Source organism: Bradyrhizobium sp. NBAIM03 (assembly GCF_020194055.1).
In the GTDB taxonomy this organism is placed as follows: domain Bacteria; phylum Pseudomonadota; class Alphaproteobacteria; order Rhizobiales; family Xanthobacteraceae; genus Bradyrhizobium; species Bradyrhizobium yuanmingense.
The window spans coordinates 20,237-40,556 of sequence record NZ_JADYVS010000027.1 but is presented as its reverse complement, the minus strand read 5'-3'; the positions used below and the strand labels follow the sequence as shown (position 1 = coordinate 40,556).

Here is a 20,320-nt window from a genome sequence, read left to right as displayed (position 1 = left end):
AACGAAGAACGACAAGCCCAGCATCTTTTGGGGGGGCCAAGGAGGCGTGATGCTGGGGCCGTCGTAGGCTGATGCTAGAGTAGCAAACAGGCGGCGTTGTTGTGCACCGCCCGGTTTGATTCGTCAAAGCGGCCGGGACGCTCAGCTCCCGTACATCCGGACCATCCGCGATCCGTTGAAGCTCGCCCGAAGAGTTTGCGCGCCAGTTCGCCGCGGGCAGGCTGGTGAAAGCACTGTGACACCGGGCGTATCGCCGCCAGCATCTGGTATATCTCCCGCCTGCAATAGTCAGCGGCCCAGCTTCTCGTCCGAGCGCCGATGTTCGCCACAGCAGAGAATGGCAGCTTGCTTGTACGACGACCCACCATCCTCCGGATCGCCAGCCGATACCCCTCCCGTAAGCAGTGTTCTCTCCCAGGCTCCAGCCTTCTGTGAGCTGGAGCCCGACGACGCTCAGCGCAGCTCAGGCAATCCGCCGAGCCGGTCCGAAAGGCATGAACTCACGCCGACGGCTCACCGCCGCAAGACAACCAGCTCACTAGATCCCCAGTCGAGCCATCTGAGCTGAAGCGTGCTCCGGGTCGGGAAGGGGCTGCCACGGCTGGCCAGCGGCGGTGCTCAACAAGGACCTACAGAACGCAGGAGTAAGCTTGCCGCGGTGGACCACGACGTTCTCGTGCCCCTCGGCGGCTCGAGCGTTCTGCCAGTGCTGATTGTAGCCGCGCTGTTCGTCAGACTTCACGTGGCTAGCGGCGAATTCGCGATCGCCCAGCGTTGCCAATTGCCAGGCATGTACCGGCCGCTTGGTATGGATGTGTACCCACGTCGGCCTTGGCGTCCCGCCATTGCTCAGCGCCATGGGCTGTAGCTTGATTTCGAACAGCGTCCCTGGCTCTCCCTTCAAGGCGCGAGGTGGATCCACTGACGCCAGTTCCCCCGCTGCCCGCAACTGTGCAAGGTATTTCTGCGATGGAAACGCATAGGTCTTCATGCAATCGCTCGTGATTGCTGCCTTTCGCGCGCTCAATGACTTTGCCTGCCCCTGAACCTCGGACCCCATCCTTTGAAGCCGGACTATCTTTTCGTGCACTTCGGGCACCTGCGCAGCCGTGAGCATGCCCCGTCGGCGAGGCTCCTCCAGCGCGACTACACAGGCCTCAATCTCGGAGGACTGCGTCTGCAAGCGCTTGATCACGCGATTCAGGACATGTTCGGCGTCCTCGGGCTTCATCTGGCGCGCTTGCGAGACGGCGCTTTGCTGAGCCCGCAGATCGAACTGCAGCAGCTCGTCCAATCGCTCAAGTAATCCCGGCAGTGCCTTCCTGGAGGGCGGAGCCTGCCACATCTGGAGGTGATCGGTCGCAGAGGATGACGCAGCTGCCTCCTCCGGCATGGCGAGTTTCTTTGTACCGAGATCCGAGAGCACGATGACCTTGCCCGTGGGGGCCGTCGTGACATCGGGCCTGGCGAGTTGCGCCGCAGGCGGGCTGGCCGTCGAACTCCCCTCGCCTGCGGCTGCTCCGCGCCTTGCTTTGCCCTTTCTGCGCACTGGAGTGCCTTCACCCACCAGGGCAGTGTTTTCTGGCAGCGCAGCCCAAGCCGGCGGTTCAATCGTCACTTCCGTCTTTGGCTGCAATGCCAGCAGCCGCATGACGTCGTTCGCCGTCACCCACGCACCGTCCACGATCTCGCCAAGCAACTGCAAAGGAAGGTCAGCTTGCGTTCCAGCCTCCCTCAGGGGGGCAAGCATGCCCCTCAGTTGGGATGCAAATTCCGAAAGCCGTTCCATCACTCCTTCCAGAACGGCGCGGTGCTCGGCGTCGAGCACCGCTCCTCCGCGAACGGCGTCGCCCGTCGAAACAAATGCCGGAAAAACATCTCCAACAAAAGTCCCGAGCAGACGCACCCTCCCGCTCTCGTCCATGAGGGCGGCTCGCGCCTCTGGTGCTAACGTGCTCGCTTGCGACTCAATCAAGAGCTGCGCGAGAGCGATCCGCGATTGCAGATACATACACTTGGTAGTGAGCGCCCAGCCCGTATTGAGCCTGAGTTCCGCCTCTTCGGCCTTGCGCATCTCGGGCGTGCTGCTTGGCAAGTGGGCAGTAGCCGCACAGACTGACTGCATCCGCTCGAAGCGCAGCGCCTTCTTTCCCCACCACTCCATGCAGGCAGCATATTGGTTGGCGACGCCCGCAACGACGCGGCTCAGCTGCTCGGGCGGAGCGGTGTCTTTGACATGGTCGAGCAGGGCTGCTGCTTGCTCTCTCCTGTTCTCAAGTTGGTAAATGATATGGGTGGCCGCTTTGTTACATTGGTTCCCCGCATCCAGCGTGTCGTCGCGGAGCCGGCGAGCCTGATCGTCAGGCAGGATACGACGCGCCAAATTGGCAGGCAGATTCGCGTAATGCTCCAGAACTGCTGAGCCTGCTTCGACCACTCGATCGATCAGCTCTTGCGCCTTTTCCAAGTTGCAGCGTTGCGTGGCCGCTCGACGGCAAGCTTCAAACTTCTCAAGCAGGCTGTCCAAGTTTCGCTTTGCCGCCTTGATCTCGTTGCGCGTTGGCGCCGCCATATCTGAAGCCGCAGTTCTGTCTTGAGGCCCGGAGCGCATCCGCTCCAGGACGGCATCGAAGGATTGACCGCGTTCCCCAGGGAAGAGACCAGGCTCCAGGCTCGAACGGCTCAATTCCCCGGCGCTGTCGGCTCCCGCCGCCTCACCCTGTGATGAATCAGCTCGGCCAATACCTTTCATACTTCATCTCCGAATAGTCGAGAGTGCGCAGCCTGTCTGGATAGGCCCCCCAGCTGACGACTAGCTGACCAAGAGCATTCATCTGGATGCACAAGAAAGAAGATCTCGCCTTGTGTTCGACTTCCATCGCAGCTCCTCGTGTTGCTGAACTAGCCGCATCAGTGCCGGCGTGATCAGCTAGGACGTGACCGGGGCCCGACCTGCCCTGCCCGCGAGATAGTCCCGCCCCAATGCGGTGCCTCGGTGCACGCGAACTGGGCCAAGTCATCCCCAACGGCCTCCTGGACGGCAATTTTGGCCAAGCAGGAATGGCTAGCGTATGTCTATCGGCAGACCTGCGCTCGCAACACGCGTCCCGCTATCCAGCAAACAGACTTCGACCGAAGAGCTTACCAAGTCACCAGCCATACACGGGCGTGGCGAGACGCCGGAGGCCGTCAGCAACAACATTCTCCAGGTCCGAACTGAGCAGAATCGACGTTGCGCAGCCTTCAAACTACATCTCGCCAAAGCCGGGCCGCGCCCAGGCCGGTTAAATCACACTCATAGAAATATGGCAGCGAGGGTACCAATCGCACCGAACATCAAACCTATCAACGAACCGGCTGTCGGCACGTCTCTAAAGAGCAGGAGGGTGAGCATCGGTTCCACTACCAGAATCGCTCCCATCGATATCGCGACAATGATCCAGATATTCTTCAGATGCATGTAGCCCAGCGCGTATCCGAACACGAGGAGGATGCCGCCGAACGATATCAGGAGAAACATCGGCAACAGCATTGCCAGATCACCGCCGGCCTTTCCAAATTGCCGTGAGGCAATCAGCTCGGCGAATATCGAAAGCGCTTCTCCAAGGAAAATCGCTGCCACCGCTACAATCTTCAACATCAAATTCATCAGTCTCTGCGGTCCCGGCTACCCAAGGCAGCCCGGAGACGCGGCATCGGAGTTACCGTGGCGGTTGGCTTTTCGGCGTCAGGCGCTTTGCAAGTCGTCCGCGCGCTACACTATCGCTCCTCACGTGTACTTCGAACATCTGCCCGGCTGATATAGATTCCTACATGCAGCCATTGTTTCGCGCCGACCAAACCATCTTCGCTGCTTGCAGAAGCGAAGATGGTTCAGGACGGCCCACCCCACCGCGTGCCGGCTGCCAGACCGGGAGCGACCAGGGCCTAGGCTGCAATCCGCACGGGGAGAGCGGAATAGCCGTGCACGAAGTTGGACGCAATTCGCTCGGGTTCGCCGACAACCTTGACCTCCAGTCCCGCACCCAAAATCTCTTCCCAGAGGACTCTCAACTGCAGTTCCGCAAGATGTCGACCAAGACAGCGATGGATACCAAATCCGAACGAGAGATGCTGCCGTACATTCTTGCGGTCGATGACGAAACTGTTGGCGTTCTCAATGATCTCTTGGTCTCGGTTGCCGGAGATGTACCACATGACGACCTTGTCGCCCTTCCTGATCTGCTTCCCGCCTACGATGCTATCGGTCGCGGCGGTGCGGCGCATGTGTGCGATCGGCGTCTGGTATCGAATAATCTCGGACACGGCACTCCAGACCAGCTTGGGATTGTCGGTTAGTTTTCTCAGTTCGGAGGGGTGCTGACTCATGAACAGGAGGCCGCCGGTAATCGAGTTGCGCGTGGTGTCATTCCCCCCAACGATCAGCAGAATCAGATTCCCGAGAAACTCATTCGGCTCCATATGGCGTGTGGCGGGCGAATGCGCCATCAAGGAAATCAGATCGAGGCGCGGCTCGGCATTGATGCGCTCGTTCCAAAGCCGTGTGAAATAATCCAGGCACTCGGATAAGATTGTGCTTCGCTTATCCCAGCTGTCGATCGCATGCCCTGCTTTCGGAGTTCCAACAGCTACGTCTGACCAATAGGTCAGGAGTCGCCGATCCTCAAATGGAAAGTCGAACAACGTGGCGAGCATCTGCGTCGTCAACTCGATGGAGACCATCTCCACCCAATTGAAGGCATCATTGCGCGGCAAGCCGTCTAGAATCGCCCTGACCCGAGAGCGGATCAAGATTTCGAGTTTCGCCAAGCTTTCCGGTCCGACTATTGGACTCACGGTATTACGCTGCTCGGCGTGCTGAGGAGGTCCCATCTTGATGAAACTCTGGGTCCAGTGCTCGGCAGGCACGTCAACAATAGTGACACCTTGCTCTGACGAGAATGCTTTGTGGTTTGTGTCTACCGCTACGATATCCCGGTATTTCGTCAGGGACCAATATGGGCCATGAGGGCTGTCTTGACAGTAGTGAACGGGATCTTCCCTTCGCAACCGCTCGAAGCACCCCCATATGCTGTCGTCTTGGAAGCGCTTGGCCTCGCTTACATCCAGATTTCTTAGCGGGACAACACACGCGTCGTCAGCTCTATAATCTTCCAATCGCCTTTCCATATCATCTCCGCAGATTCTGCTCTCGAGAGCTTACGGATCCAAAGGTCGCGATTCACCGTTTTCGAGCTGCCGTGACGTTTGGCTGCGACGGGCCGCTCGAGCAGACTATCTCAACGTGCGGCTAGCCGACCCTACCATATTGGGCAGTTCGGTATGGATTGACTTTTCAAGTTGATCTACTCAGTGGATCGTGAGAGCTTCACCGCTGGTGGGACGATGGCTGTGCGCTTGGGCAGCGCAAAGCGGAATGCACAGTCATAACGTAGGCGCTGCGTTCAGGCGCGGCCGGAGTGACTACTTTTGTCAAAATCACGACATTCATAATCGTCTGGCTAGGACTTTTCAGGTAGATCGATCCAGATATCCGGAGCACCATTCAGGAGTGTATCCTGATCCGGAACGTAGATATTATCGAAGACCCTGAGGCCATGAGCCGTTGCCGCTGCAACAATTATGAAGGGGAGCTTGACCTGCTCCAGGTCTGCGAAGCTATCAGCGCCAACAATGCGAACAAAATCGAGTTTAAACTGTCGGAACGCTATTTGAGTTGTAGCCGACGCGACAAGATCCTTGACGCTCGACGCCCCTTGGGCGATCTCTTTTCTCGAATGGTTGAGGGCCGTGAAGAGACACGAAAGCTCATCAAGCTCGGATCGGCTAAATCTTCGCAAGCGCGACGAAATGGGAACTCCGTTCCTGTATCTCACGGTCGGCACAAATCGTATCTCACAATCAAGAAGCAAGTCTGCGACAGCGCGCTTCACCAGGATCGCCTGACCGATATCCTTGAGACCGAAGTAGCTGCGAGTTGGTCGCGCATAACAAATCCAGCGGATTGCCCCCGTAACGGCTTCCTTCAAGTACGCCTCAGGCCCATCTAAACGCAAATGATAGTCGCCTTGCGATACGAACGTTCGATAGCCAGGCGGGAACATTTCGGTGTCGTTCGAGGAAATCACGGCAGTTGCTCCCGCACGTAGGGCAAGTCCAATATCAGCGTCCAAATCGAAATCGTAGCTCCCACCTGGTCTAAGCTGAGTCTTGTTCGGGTAGACTGTGACAATCGCGACGTCATTCTCCGATGCCGCTCTTCTGATCAGTTCTGCATGCCCATGATGCAGGGCGCCTAGGGTGTGTACCGTCCCAATACTCTGACCTGTTCTCGCCACCTCCCGGATGAACGCTTTGCCTGCGGAAAGACATCCCAGATGCATTTTCTTACTCCAGTTCTTTTGGACCCCGAAAGAGTGGTCTGATCGGTCGGATCGCAGAAGGTAGGCCCTGGTGTCGTATTGGCCGCGCACGCCTCCGAGCCCCAAAGAGCTTTAACGCCCGCTCACAGCTCGGACCACCGCACCAAGCTGCTCTAAGCTCACCGACATTGTACGCCCTTCTATTTTGCGATTTCCAAAGCCGTCAGGTCGAGCCCTCTCGACCACGTCTGATCAACGATGAGAATTCAGCCAGATAGCTTGATGACTCGCGCGGCTGATCAGCCTTCAAAGCGGTCTGCAGTCCCGGACATCGGTCGGCAAAAAACGGTGGCTCGAATGTGGTTATCTTAGCGCCCGAAAAGTCGACCTTTACGAAGCTGGCCTGGAACGGCGATATCCCACTCAGATTCGCGTCGCGCAAGGACGATTGGTTCATGCGAACGTATGCGACGCGCGTTGCCTCCAGGTTGGTGTCGGTCATTCCCGCGGCGAGATATGCCTGAACGAGATTGGATCCTTCGAGATTTGCGTGATCCAATGCCATTGATTGCGGGGGGTCACCGGTCATCATCGACCTGTAGAGGTAAGCCTGGGATAAGTCGGCATATTCAAGATCGCAGTCGCGCACAAAGGCACAGCGGCCACGAAAGCCCGTCAATTTGGAGGCTCGCATTGTGCTCTCTGTAATCGAAATGCTTTCGCCTGATGCCCGAGACAGGTCCGCTCCATCGAGCTGACAGGAATGAATAGAGGCACCGTCCAACACAGCACCGATTAGGTTCGCGTTGGACAAGCTTACGGACAGAAGCCGCGCCTTGGTCAAGTCTGCCTGCTCAAGCTCCGCACTTGAAAGATTTGACAGGTGAACATCAGCGAAGGGAGCGCTCAGAGCCCTCGCCGCAATGCGGCCGCTCACCTTTGAGAGTCTCAGATACGGAAGATGAGCGCCTTCTAGGGTGAGACCGTCGACCGAGGTGGGACGCAAGATCGATAAACAGTCCCCCTTTGACTGGAAGAACGAGCAAGCCGCCAGGTGCGCTTTCGTGATCGTGACTTGGCTCAGCTTGGCAAAGCGGAAGGAAGCGGAAGGAAGGAAGCATTCATTGATGGTCGAACCCTGTAATTCCGCGCCATCAAATACAGCATCACTCGCGTCGCACTGGTAAATGAGAAGTCCGCTTAGCATCGCCTTGTCAAAGCGTGTCCTTTTCATGCTGCAACCGTGAAACAGACTTCCGGTTGCATCAATTACACTGCGCAGACTGGCATCATCGAAATTGCAGACCTGCGCTGCAATCGCGTGCATATACGCAAAATCGAGCTTGGCCCCGCGGAAACTTGCCCTCTCTAGCCCTGGGCAGATAAGGTTTGCCCCAGAAAGGTCTGCCCGATCCAACTTTGCTCCGTAGAGCTGCGCACGATTGAGGGTACAGCGTCGCAACGGGAAATCTGACAGGTCGTGACCGTTAAAGTTCTCGGAGGATAGCTGCAAACCAATTCCAGTCATTCTGATCGCCTCCTCGGTTCGCCTCCCGACAGCGGCCACTGCGCGCAGCCGATCGGCAGCTCGGCTCCAGTACCGAACAAACTCGCCATCTGATGAAAGTTTGTTTTTCGACTCTGACCAGTGCTCTGCCCCTTCATTCGCGGTGCACTCGCTATCAGCGCCGATTGTTTGCGACATGTCGACGATTCCGTATTGCCCGGATTAGGGGGGGCCTGTTATTGACCTCTTTTTTGGTAGTCCTTGGAGTTACGCTATGCGATTTGTGGCGAACTCGTCGGCGAAATGGCGACAAGATGCGTCGGTGAGACACCTATTGTGTCGGTGGCCTCCGCAGCCGGCACGCTTGAGCACGTCAGCCGAATTCTCGTCTTGCGTCCCCACTGCCGCTCGCTGCCATTGTTTACCGAGACCGGCTAACGCTGGCAGCGCAACGGTCGTTTGACAGTGCCGATATGTCCAGAAGTTGCGATTTGGCTCGTCAGCTCTTATAGGCAAATCCACATCGCTCTCCATCAAACCGAATGCGAAGAATTCAAGGTCTTGCTTCTTTTTCAGAAATGGACCCACGGCTTGCCGGCTGAAACGTGACCATTCACAGCGCTGCTCTCAGCCTTTCCTCGGCATTACATCAATTTGATAGCAATGACCGTGCCAGCCGCATCAGTCGTATTAATGGCTGAGTAGGCGTCATGAAATCGATATTGACGCCGAATGTTTTGAACCTGACAAACACGGTCTCATTGTCAGAGACCGCACCATCATCGCAAGGCTATCGTGAAAGCGACAATTCCGAGCTCGTTTGCCGGAGAGCAAGAGCCGCGAATCCTTGCGGGCACCCATCGATGACTTGCAATGCAACACTTGCGGATCGCCGACCTCACGGTTAGCGAGTGTTCGAACTCGGCTAGTCCTGCTCCGCGCGCCCGCCGGTCCATCTAAATGGGAGCCCGGGCCACAGCTGTCCTCGTCGAGCGATGATCGAGCGCGCAATCGTCACCAAATCGGCGCGCAAGGCGAATGCCCGTAGAGGATCGAATTCGAAGGCATTCACGCGATGCCTTCTTCGAGGATCGTAGATAACTGACCTATCTCTTGCTCGCGCACAAGACGCGGCATGGCGGCGATAAGGCTCTTGGTATATTCAGACAGTGGATTACGAAATATCTCTTCAGTGGGGCCACTATCGACGATTCTCCCCCGGCGCATAACTATGACGCGATCGCTGATATGACGAACAACACTAAGATCATGCGAGATAAAGAGATAACTTATGCCGAGGTGGTCGGCGCTCCAGAATTCATCAACAAGCCAGCTGCTTCTCAGGAAGGAGTTCTGATGCCCATTCGCGATCGGAACGTTTGGACTCGCGAGCGAGCGAGCAAGGATCGATAGAGGATCTTTACAGGTCGAAACCACGCAAACGCAATAGTTGAGTATTTCAATCTACTATCGTCTGTTGGCATCCCTTCTATTGCGACGTCTATCTGTCCATCGCTTAGCCCAAATGGTCTCTGATCAGGCTCGGCGCCGGCTCAAAGCGAGGAACATGAATTGATGCGCTCGAGAACACACGACAGATTTGGCCGACCGCACCCCCGGCGTTCTGACCTAAGCCATCACCGTCCTGCCATTAGCAACAGGAGTGCAACCCGCGAGCGCCAAGAGCCGCTTCCTTCGGCCATCCCGGCTTTGGATCAACCCAGGAAGACTGATGCTTGTCAAATTTTCATGCGTCGGTGCCTGGTATCTATCGCTACTTTGACCGGAAACGCGCCGGGCTCGGAGGAAGGAGGGGCCGATACGACCGACCGCGAGATTGCCCTAGGTCTTTTTGTTCAGCTGCGCCTGCAGGTCACACCAACGGCTTGCGCGGCGAGATGTTTATAAGGCGCGACTAACGTTGTGGTGCATTGTGTGGCGCATCGGCTGCAAGCGTCAACGCCCCATTTTTCTTTTCCGAACTGAGGCGCCCGAGCGCCAGTCCTTGCCGCCACGTTCTTTATACACCCGAATCGTTTGTGGCCCCAGCCACGTCTGGTTGGCAGTTCAACGTCTCGCGGCCGCACAGCCTGTTAACGTTGCGAGTTAAGCCACTAACCGTGTGTTGCGGATGCCTGGATCGGAGCCGCACGCCCGGCTCTTGTTTTACGGCCAGCGCCCCGCGTACCGACGCAAGGCCCCGCATCAGCGGTCCCGACAGAGGACAATGAGCTTCAGCCATCCCAGCCCGGACACGAGCCCGACGGCTGCGGCCAGACTAAGCTGTTCGGACCACAGCTAGCATCTTGACGAGCATTTAAAGGAGCTCCACTGGGAGCCGATGCAAGCTGGCCCAGGCATACTTCTCCACGCCGCTCAAGCCCACCGATAGCCGCGCTTCCGCCGCGCTGCTTCTGCCGGACCTTCACACGGCGCTGCCGTGGAGCGGATACCGACGATGGCCCCATCTCCAAACTCCGCTCTGCAATGAACAACAGGCTCGCTGGCATAGTCGGAAGGGCCCCGAATTTTCTTCAATGAGGCTGGTCAGGTGTTCGACAGCTAACCCTTCTAGCATGGCAAGACTTTGTCCGGACAGGAGGCCGACTTGATGGCCCAAACTCTGGAACAGAAGAATGACTTGGATCCCCGGTCAGTCCGGCCCGCACGCCCTCAACACACCGATCCGCTCGAGAACAGCCTCGGTGTGTTTTATCGACATTGCGCGGGTCGCGGTTTCTGATCCTTATCGGATCAACTTCGTACGAATGATATTGACAAGGCTACCAAAGGGAGAAGGGCATGGACCCATTTGAGGACGTCAACCGATCCGAGGCTCGGATGCATCACCTCGAGCCGCGACAGGAAGAGACAGCGCAAGCAGACTTTGAGCAGCGGCTTAAAGAGTCTCAGCCAATCCTCGCAGCATCGGCTTCACCCGTGGCTGGATCGAACCGGACGGTAACGGATGGTAACAAGAGAGCGCAAGCTATACTGGAGAATGAACGGTGCACGGCTCCATCCTTTGTCAGAACGCGCGCTCAACTTGCCGCAACGCTGACGTGCGCGAACATTGCGGAACTCAGAAGAGAAATCGAACTCGCTGCGCAAAGATCAGCAAAATGGTCACGAGTGAGTGGATCGTCAGTCGACCGCGTCGATATTGGCCGCGTTTACGACGACGTGATGGTATCATCATACCTGGAGCTGCAGCGCTTTCAAAACCACGCCAGTCATTGCAAACCACATGCGTTGGACCGTCTAAGCGCGATGGCCCATTTGCGTTCCATGGCGGCTTTGCGTTACGACGCCGCCCCTTGGAATATCTGGGGAGGCCAACGACTTGATCTGGGTCGCGCAGCGGCAGAGCACGTGAGGGGCGATACCAGTTGTTCGCCTTTTGTGTCGCTGTCAGAGGAGGCCTCACAACTGCTCCTTTCGCCGGACGATGACAACGAGTATGGCGCCAAAGTCATCGCGGAAAACGCGAATGAGTTGCACACCTACACGGTGCCGAGGGTCACAACTTGGACGGCGGAAGAGATCGTCAGTATTCTCGAGGACGGACTGAGAATGATGAACCCGCTCTGGCATGGATGAGTGATACCCCGACTGAGGAGCGTGAGGTACTATTTCTGGGCGGAAACTTGGACGACTATCGGACCGCTAGCGCATCTAATCCATATAGAAAGTCAGGAACAAAAGGCTGAGGTACGGGCTACGGAAAGGGTGATTTGCCTTTTCCGGCGCTCGGAAACATCGAACGCAGCGTTTCGCGCTACCAATAATACTCCGGTCCAACTGGCCAGCGCGGGCGACCGGCCGCGTTCCGCGCTTGGAATGAGAGTTTCAGCCCAAACCTGTATGGTCTCTAAAGTTCGCCCACTTATCCTCGGGTTGGAAGGGCCCGTGCCGATCATTATTCACTTTAGCTTTCCGTCTGGCCAGGTCAGGTTTTGCGAAGCTAACATGAGTAGCGATAGAACGAGGTAGTCATGCCCGCCGACCGCAGCATGGATCGATACAACGAAATCAGCCCAACCGACGGCCGCGCTCTTCTCTTCCGTTGGCCGCAATTTGGCTGAACGAGGTGCTCGTCGGCACCTCGGGCGGATGCTCAAGCTTTCGAAACCACGGATCGTTTGCTCAGAGAGCTTAGATCTGCGCCCGAACGCAGTTTACGAGCGGTGAGCAAACCCATAGCAGCCAGCCCAGATGATCTTAAGCGGGATCGTTCATTCACCTTGTGGCTGCATTCGGCAGTACTGAGATTTCAGGTGAAAGGATCCCAAAAAGAGGCGGATGAAAGATAAGAGCGCACCCGGGCCTAAGGTCGTCATCATTGCGGGCCCGCGGCTGGAGCGACTTGGGAATAATGTTCTTACGATAACCGCAGCCGTGAGGACGTCCTTCGAACTCATCTGAAGCGTTCAACTGAGAGCCTTGGGTCCGCCCATAAGACGACTACCTGAACCGCCGACCTTCCAATCCCTGAGATGGAATGGAGATCGGCGGCCCTCATGAGTTACCTGAGCAGCAAGTTCGTACAACTTGATCCTCGTCCGACGAAACGACCGTCAGAAACACTCTGATCTTTCCTGACGATCGAAAGGATTGGTATCCGTGCGAAGGTGTCCGCACGAAAGGATTAAGTCTTCGAAGCGCCCCCTGCTCTGTGCTCTTCGTTACCAGATGAACTTTGCGCCATCCGGCAGTTCGCAGATGAATTCTCCCTGGTTCACGAGTTCGGTGGTCCCGACGACAAGTTTCGAGGCTCGCACCGTCAGCTTGCCTTCGCGGCTAAGGCTATGGCGGATGTACTCGGTCACGGCATGCCCGGAGCTGTCGACCGTTTGATGAGCATTGGCGAAGCTGATGCCGTTATGGACGGTCACCCTGAAGGCAGTGATGACCAGACCGGCTTGCGTCGCGGACGCAGGCTTGACACCCTCCGCTGTGGTACAGCGGCTCATGTCCAGTATGAGCTTTACATTCTTCCCCGCCTGGAGGGCACTGAGCACCTCAGTGTATTTCGGCGAGGGCTCATCGGCTCTCGCCGGCGCGCTCACGCTCGCGGCCGAAAGCAAGGACAATAGGATCGGTAGTGCTCGGCCAGTAAACTTCATATGCTCTTCTCCCTCGATAAGTACCGCAGATTGCGCTTTTAAGGACGTCGTGCTCGCAAGCCGTTTGTCTGCTTCCAGACACACGCGCGCTCGCGCCGGTACAAAAGCAGCCTGTCGCAACGAGGCGCAAGTCGCCGTGATGGCTATTCCGACATCACAACCTCGTAGGTCAGGTTTGCTGGAGTGACTTAGCTTCGCGCGCCGACTTGAACGATTTGATGCAGCGTCTCCTCCGCTTGGAAACCACAAAACGGCAGCCGGTTGCGCTTGTCCGTCGCAGTCCTAACGGGCGAGAGAATGCTGTTCTCACATCTGCATAAGGAGACGATCCAGGAAAGAAATTCGACCAGCCGCAAGCGCCAGTTCGTCCGCCTTGCTGTGCACCGTCTCCCTAGATGACGCGTCCGCAATGAGGTGGTGGAGCGAACCTGACGCGGCGGTCCGAAAAAGCTCAATCAGGGGACCCGATCTCGGCCTGATCGAACACCAATGTCGGAAGGCACAAGGTAGCACCCTATTATGATCCGTCGCTTCGCGCGGCTTCCGTCCAGCTGACCGTTCGCGTCGTTGACGGAATCTATTCGACTCATTCCAAAGCTATTCGCTACCTGGATGCGTTCCATCAAAACAATCGATTTTGTCGATCGCGCCTAAAGCCCCATAATCTCTCGTGATGTATGGAGGCAGCATTCAAGAATGTCCCTTGGCAATCGATTCCTTCTTCAGTCCCTTTCCGGTCAAATCGGCTTGCGCGCTCCGGCGTCTGCATCCCAGAAGTTAGCTGTCCCTGTGCGTCACATAGAGGCATCTCGCCACCGTCTCCTTGCTAGATTGACACGCATGAGATCTCTGACGACCGTGAGGTCACGCCTTAAGGCCTAGCAAAGACGACTGCCTTCACACACTGTCATCGGCTTTGGCTCAAGCTACGCCTTATTGGACCGACGAAACGCTCATGACCCTGGCGAGAGGGCCGAGCGTTCCGCAGGTCGATAGTCTGGCTTCAGAGGTCGCCATCGTTTCAGAATGCTTGCGAGGTCGAGAGCACTGCTACGACCAGCGGTCAAAGCACTTGAATCTCACCTAGCGTCAGATTGTAGGATTTCCGACAGCCCCGCGACACAGAACCAGCTCGCGTGTACCCTTCCTGACAGGTAGCAAGAATTGCGAACGTCTCAAAAGCACAATGCTAAGCCGCTCCGTCCCTCACGCTGCTGGACTGCTCCTCTCCGGAACGCTGGCGGTCGCCATCTGGCCCTTACTGGGCGAGACCCGAACATTCTGGCGCCGTGCACCCCGAAAGACGAAATGGTGCTGGTGTAGTCACCTGGATCTATGCGCGATGACAACCACGAGGAGCTCGATTGGATCGTTCGCAGCTTCCGCTGGGCTGCGGCGGACGAGGGGACCTCGGGCGCGACGGAACTTCAGGGCGGTCGACGTCTTGCGTGCAAAGAGTCGGCTGCGAGAGGGTGTTCTTCAAACCGGGAGGGGCATTGATCGTTTCGTCGAGCATCTCAGCCTGTGAAGCCATTGGCCAGGTGCGTCGCGTGATGTGTCTTCGAATGCGGAAAGACTTGCATTGTCGTGACTTCACGACACGACAGGCTCAACAGCCCAGCAAGACTGACCGCAGACCAAGACGAATTGGGGAAGTTTCCAAATGTCGGTTTCGCTCATCTGTTCAGTCACAAATCCGATCGTCTCCCGCGCTTTGGTTAAGATTGCGCGGCCTGGCGCTATTCGCACTGCAGGCGTTGGCTCAGTGCACGCAAGAACGGCTGTGATCGGCCTGCGAACGCGTCAGCGAGCTGCCGCGGTTCAAACAGAATCAGCTCTCTTGCTCGCATGAGCGGCATGTTGAGCGGCGCCGAGGTCGTAAGCAGCCCCGAGGGGTCCGTGGTCCATCTGACGACAATGGACCGGCAGAGACGGATCGACTGTCAACATGTTCCGCCCTCTCGTTTCGGGCTGTTCAAATTCACACCAATCCAGCCGCCTCTCAGTTCCATCGAGCCCATGGTCAATCGTGACGCGCTCAGGTCTTGACGTGGATGGACGAGAGGCGATGAAATGCGAATTCTCCTGGTTGATCATCATGCGGACTTTGCCCGCGCCGTGAAGGAAGCGCTCTTAAATTGCGGCTTCGCCGTCGACGTGACACGCACGCTGGATGAGGCGGCGGCCGCGCTCGATTGCGCGAACTACCACATGGTCCTGGTCGAAACGGATTTGCCCGATGGAGACGGATTGGACTGGCTGAAGCAGCTGCGGCGCGAGGGACGGTCAATGCCGGCGGTGATGATGAGCAGTCTCAATGATCTCGGACGGCGGATTGCAATTTTCAATGCGGGCGCGGATGATTTTCTGCCCAAGCCCGTGTCTATCGACGAACTCATTGCTCGCATGCGGGCCATTTTGCGACGGTCAACGCAGATGATGGCGCCGGTAGTGACATTCGGGAATCTGCATTTCGATCCGATCGCGCGACAGGTCTCGGTCGGTGGTCGAATACTGAGAATTGCGCGCCGCGAAGTGTGCATTCTTGAACATCTGCTCAACCGCGCCGGCCGTACCGTGCCGCGCGCATCGCTCGAAGATAGCTTGTATGCATTTGACGACGAGGTCTCGACCAATGCGCTGGAAGTCGGGATTTATCGCTTACGCACGCATTTGAGCCAGGCCGGTGCAACGCTAAGGATCAAGACCGCGCGCGGTGTCGGTTACACTCTTGAACTCATTGGCGCAGCATCGGCTGCCTAAGCCGATCCAACTTGAAAGCTACACTCCCTTGAACGTCATTAACAATGCCGCCGGCGCTGATGAGCCGTCGATGGTCGCCAGCGGGTTGCAGTGTGCCGCTTTTCCCCGCCTCTGCTACGTGCTGTGCGCAGTCGCTCTGCTATTTCCGCTTGCAGTCACAGCTCAGACAAAGCGGGATGGCAAGGGAGAACCGCCACGCGCGGCGCCAGGCAGCACCACCGGCACGCTCAACCTAACCTCCTCACAGGGTAAAACAGTTCATCTGACCGGACCGGCTGCGAGCATTTTTATAGCCGACCCGGCGATTGCGGATTATCAGGCGCCATCGAACACCACGATTTTCGTGTTTGGCAAAAAGGCCGGACGGACGAGCCTGTTTGCCCTGAACGACAACGGAGAGGCTCTCGCCGAGCTGCGTGTTGTCGTTACCCAACCGATCGAGGATCTGCGGGCCGCGCTTAAGGCCGAGGTCGGCGACTATCCAATTCAGGTCAGCTATACCCCGCGCGGCGCGATCCTTAGCGGTACGGCGCCTAGTGCCGATGTCGTCGAGACCGCCAGGAAGGTCACCGAGCAGTTTCTTGGTGCGGGCGCGCTGGTTGTCAACAAGATCCAGGTCGCCGGCTCATTGCAAGTGAATCTCAGCGTACGGGTGGCAGAAGTCTCCCGCAGCGCCGTCAAGGATCTCAACATCAACTTCACGGCCTCGAGCCCAAACGGCGCTTTCCTTGTGACCGGCAAAGGGGGCGGGTCCGGCGCGGCCGGCGGCGGCGGCACGATCGGGATTGGGTTTAGCGCCGGCAATACCAACCTGAGCGCTGTTCTCGACGCTCTCGCGAGCGAGCACCTCGCCTCAATCCTGGCTGAGCCGAATCTAACGGCCATGTCCGGCGAAGCCGCAAGCTTCCTCGCCGGCGGCGAATTCCCCATTCCGGTGATGCAGGACAACCGGCAGGTGTCCGTCCAATTTCGCCAGTTCGGCGTGAGCCTCGAGTTCGTTCCGACGGTTCTCAACAATAATCAGATCATTGTCCGTGTGAAGCCCGAAGTCAGCGAATTGTCGAGCGAAGGCGAGGTCAAAATCAATGGCATGGCGGTCCCTGCCCTCTCGACTCGGCGGGCCAGCACCGTGGTCGAGCTCGCCAGCGGTCAGAGCTTTGCAATCGGCGGCCTCATCAGGCGCAACTTCAACACTGATATCGGCGAGTTTCCCTGGCTCGGCGATGTGCCGATCCTGGGCGCGCTTTTTCGCTCCTCATCGTTTCAAAAACGTGAAACCGAGCTGGTCATTATTGTCACGCCCTACATCGTACGGCCCGCATCGAACCCGAACAAGATGAGTGCGCCAAGCGACCGCATCGCACCGCCCTCAGATGCGGGGCGGATTTTGACAAACACGGTGGCCCGGCCGCCGCGAGATCGCGATGCGCCTCGCGCCAGCACACCAGGATTGACCGGCAGCGCCGGCTTTATTATCGAATGAGGATCGCCAAATGACTTTGCGACATCTGTGCTACCCGATCGTTATTGGAGCAACATTGGGGGGCTGCGCAAATACTGCCTCGATCCAGCCCGCGCCGGCTGACCAAGAGATCCGGGTCGAGCAGAAGAGTAGCGTGCTGTTCCTGCAGAGCCTTCGTGGCCCCGAACGGCATCGGCTGCGAAGCTTTATTGCAGCGACCAGTCGCGGCCGGCGAGATGCCCTCCATGTGCGTGTCATCGGCCCACCCAGACTCATTGCACAGGTGGCCCACGAGGCTCGCGCCATGGGCGTTGCCACCTACAACATCCACCTGTCCGCTTCTCGTGTGGATTTGCCGGCTCGTTCCGGGGGGAGGATTGAAGCGATCACTTTCGAAGCCCATCCTCCGGTCTGCCCCTCGCTCTCCATCGTCGCTCCTACAGTGAACGACAATTCGTTCAATCCAACCCTTGGCTGCTCAGTCCGGAATAACCTTGCGGTTATGGTCAATGAACCTGGCGACTTGTTAGGCAATGGCGCTGTCATGCCGACCAGTGGTGATCGTGCAGTGCTTCCCTTCACCGCACTTGGGGCCACGTCGGCGGGCAACAGGAGCAATTTGGAGAATGAAACGCATAGCAGGGTTGCGCCAGAAATCCAATAAGCGGCTCGTAAGACCCGAGCAGCATGAACATCGGTTGGCCATTCTTGTCCATATCAGTCTTGGAATCGGCCGACGAGCCTCCTGGAATCCAATCTTTGCCCGGTCCTTTTCTTGGGATCGTGCAGCTTGCCGATCAGGTTCTGGGACAGTTGGGTCGTTGACCAGAGATTTGAGCGCATCGCTGTTTTGCGCGACGCTAAACTAGGCCGGCGGCAAAGACTGCCTTTGCAACCCTCTCGAAACACTCCATCGGAACGGCCTTGCCCATCGCACCCTTCCGGATCAGCTGACGCGCCAACACATGATCCTCGACAATGCTCAGACGTTGGGCGCGCGCCTCCGCCAGTAACTGTGAAGCCGTTTCGCCCTCGCCGCGGCACACCAGTACCGGGACGCCGGTCTCGCCCCGAACGTAGCGCAGTCCAATCAATGTCGCTCGCCCCGTCAGTATCACTGTCGCCCGATGAATGCCGAGCGGAGACTCGTTCGCCGACTCCCGGCGGAGCCTGCGGTGTTCACCCTTGATCTGCGGATTACCATCCTGTTCCTTGGACTCGCGCTTGGCTTCGCTCTGCGTCATGCGCATGTCGCGCAAGAACAACCAACGCTGAATGAGCAGATCGGCCAAGCCGCCAATCAGAAGAGCGCCGGCAGCAATCGCGATCAGCACTTTGAGCTCTTTAAAGACAAAACCAAAGCAGCTCAAATCGCACACGGGCAAGTATACCAGTGCCCTCCAACTTGCGAGCACAGTGAAAACGAACGTAGCGCCAAGAACCAAAACTTTGACGATAGACTTTCCAAGCTCGACAACCGACCGCTGGGAGACAATCCGCTTCAGCCCTTTGACGGGGTCCAATTTCTCAAAGCTGGGTTTAAGCGGCTCAACCGAAATCGTCAGCCCGCCGCCGGCCAAGACACCGGCCACAATCGCCGCAGCAACCGCCGCACCTAGGATGGGAGCCGCGGCTGTTATAGAAAGGTCCATCAATCCGACCAACGCCTGCCGGGCCGCACTGTTGAAGGGCTGTTCCTGCAGCTTGTCGGTGAACCGCACGGCTTCGCGCCATCCGTCTTCGATCGGGCCCGCCCTGAAGCACAGGCAGCCGAAACCAGCGCAAAGGCTTGCCGCGGTAACAAAGTCGGCGCTCCGCGGGCTCTGCCCTTTCTTCCGCGCGTCCCTCAGCTTCTTGTGACTTGGTGGAAGGTTTTTCTCTTCGCTCGTGTCGTTCATTTCAAGAACTTCTCGAGCCACTCCAGCACGCCGTTGAACCGAATGATCTCTGCTCCCATATATTCGATCAGGAAGACGGCGTAGCTGGCCATAATGATGCCAAAGGCGGCATTCTTGATGGTCGAAGAGAGATCGTTCAGCTTGACTTGCGGCGCAAAGCGCCCGAGCAGCATGAGGGATACGTCGATCAGAAGCAGCAGAGCCAGCACGGGCCCGGCGACCACGAGGGTCGTATGCATGATATGGTCGAGAAGCCCGATAAACTCCATTGCCCCGTGGTGGGTCAGGGGCGGTAGCAGCCGATATACGGGCCAGATCAGATAACTTCCATAGAGGCATCTGACCATGGTCTGCAGACCTCCTGATACAACGAAGATCGTAACCGCGGCAGTCCCGAGAAAGAGCCCCATCGGGGCGGCTTGACTGCGTGTGGCAGGATCGTCCACCTGGTTGGAGATGCCGCGCTGGGTATCAATGATGTCACCAACGGCCTGGATGCTCCAGAGTGGTATACTAAGCAGAAAACCGAACAGCAGGCCGATAAATATCTCCTTCAAGCCGAGGAGCGAGACCGCAACCATACGGGTACCCGGATCTAGTGTCTGCAAGCCGTTCCTGATCTGCATCAAGCAAGGCAATCCAATCACAACCGTCGCGCTTGCGCGGATAATCCCGCTAATGTGCGGTCGCGTGAATACCGGAAGAACCAGCATAATGCCGAGGGCCCGGGCCCCACCAAGTCCGGCCGCAACGACGAACTCGACAGCAGTCTGAATCAGAGTTTTCGTCTCGGTAGGTGACAAGGCATCCATTTGAGCTCAGCTCGGCGTTCCTTCAGCCAATGCAACCGTCGCACTCACGTCGCCATGATGTGAGACGTCAAGAACTCTGCAGATCTCGTGTCCGAGCGGTTGCAGAGCGACAGGTCTCCCACAAGGCAGATGACTTCGGCTTCAACCATCCATATGACTACAGCCATCCGGCGCAGAGGTATGACCATTCGATGAGAGCACCGGCGAAAGCCGCTGCGCGCCTACAAGCCACGCTTCTTCCGCTCTCACCGGCCGCAGCGCGGTTTGGAGATCTGAGGGCCTCAAAGCTTCCATCAATTTCGCAGTCTATGGAGATCGGCTCGAGCGGCACCTTCATTCGCAGGCTCATTCACCAGAACGCCAGAATCGTGGGGCCGCTTGCAATCAAAG

Annotated in this window: 12 protein-coding genes; 4 read left to right on the top strand and 8 right to left on the bottom strand. The window is 57.6% G+C overall.

The features are described 5' to 3' along the window. Nucleotides 1-538: 538 nt before the first annotated feature. The 5 genes from I6F21_RS30215 to I6F21_RS30195 form a co-directional block, all read right to left on the bottom strand. Nucleotides 539-2,752: a hypothetical protein gene (locus I6F21_RS30215; protein ID WP_225183949.1), complete on the bottom strand. Its 2,214-nt coding sequence runs from the start codon at nt 2,750-2,752 to the stop codon at nt 539-541. A 543-nt stretch (nt 2,753-3,295) separates the two neighbouring features. Further along, entirely contained in the window at nt 3,296-3,649 is a 354-nt protein-coding gene (locus I6F21_RS30210; protein WP_225129472.1) for a hypothetical protein, read from the bottom strand. 278 nt (nt 3,650-3,927) lie between these two features. Next, nucleotides 3,928-5,169 (bottom strand): cytochrome P450, encoded by a 1,242-nt coding sequence (locus tag I6F21_RS30205; RefSeq protein WP_225183948.1) that lies wholly within the window; start codon nt 5,167-5,169, stop codon nt 3,928-3,930. A gap of 332 nt (nt 5,170-5,501) precedes the next feature. Further along, nucleotides 5,502-6,383, bottom strand: a complete 882-nt coding sequence (locus tag I6F21_RS30200) for a pantoate--beta-alanine ligase (protein ID WP_225129476.1) — start codon at nt 6,381-6,383, stop codon at nt 5,502-5,504. Between the two features lie 202 nt (nt 6,384-6,585). Further along, nucleotides 6,586-8,067, bottom strand: a complete 1,482-nt coding sequence (locus I6F21_RS30195; protein WP_225183947.1) for a pentapeptide repeat-containing protein — start codon at nt 8,065-8,067, stop codon at nt 6,586-6,588. 2,604 nt (nt 8,068-10,671) lie between these two features. Here I6F21_RS30195 and I6F21_RS30185 point away from each other — a divergent pair. After that, complete coding sequence (locus I6F21_RS30185; RefSeq protein WP_225129480.1) at nt 10,672-11,469, top strand: hypothetical protein; 798 nt, start codon at nt 10,672-10,674, stop codon at nt 11,467-11,469. Nucleotides 11,470-12,554: 1,085 nt separating this feature from the next. On the opposite strand, the gene I6F21_RS30180 is transcribed toward I6F21_RS30185, so the two are convergent. Continuing rightward, entirely contained in the window at nt 12,555-12,995 is a 441-nt protein-coding gene (locus tag I6F21_RS30180; RefSeq protein ID WP_225129481.1) for a VirK family protein, read from the bottom strand. 2,073 nt (nt 12,996-15,068) lie between these two features. Between I6F21_RS30180 and I6F21_RS30175 the strand changes: the two genes are divergently transcribed. From I6F21_RS30175 to I6F21_RS30165, 3 genes are read left to right on the top strand one after another with little or no spacing between them, the layout of a single operon-like run. Then, nucleotides 15,069-15,758, top strand: coding sequence for a response regulator transcription factor (locus I6F21_RS30175; RefSeq protein WP_225129483.1), 690 nt, complete (start codon nt 15,069-15,071; stop codon nt 15,756-15,758). 28 nt (nt 15,759-15,786) lie between these two features. Beyond that, entirely contained in the window at nt 15,787-17,241 is a 1,455-nt protein-coding gene (locus tag I6F21_RS30170; protein WP_225129485.1) for a type II and III secretion system protein family protein, read from the top strand. A 10-nt stretch (nt 17,242-17,251) separates the two neighbouring features. Continuing rightward, complete coding sequence (locus I6F21_RS30165) at nt 17,252-17,884, top strand: CpaD family pilus assembly lipoprotein (protein ID WP_225129487.1); 633 nt, start codon at nt 17,252-17,254, stop codon at nt 17,882-17,884. 196 nt (nt 17,885-18,080) lie between these two features. Here the strand turns inward: I6F21_RS30165 and I6F21_RS30160 are convergent, their stop codons facing one another. Together I6F21_RS30160 and sctT are read right to left on the bottom strand one after the other, a co-directional pair. Beyond that, nucleotides 18,081-19,118: an EscU/YscU/HrcU family type III secretion system export apparatus switch protein gene (locus I6F21_RS30160; RefSeq protein WP_225129489.1), complete on the bottom strand. Its 1,038-nt coding sequence runs from the start codon at nt 19,116-19,118 to the stop codon at nt 18,081-18,083. Beyond that, complete coding sequence (gene sctT / locus I6F21_RS30155; protein WP_225183946.1) at nt 19,115-19,930, bottom strand: type III secretion system export apparatus subunit SctT; 816 nt, start codon at nt 19,928-19,930, stop codon at nt 19,115-19,117. Before sctT ends, I6F21_RS30160 begins: the two co-directional genes overlap by 4 nt. Nucleotides 19,931-20,320: the final 390 nt, after the last annotated feature.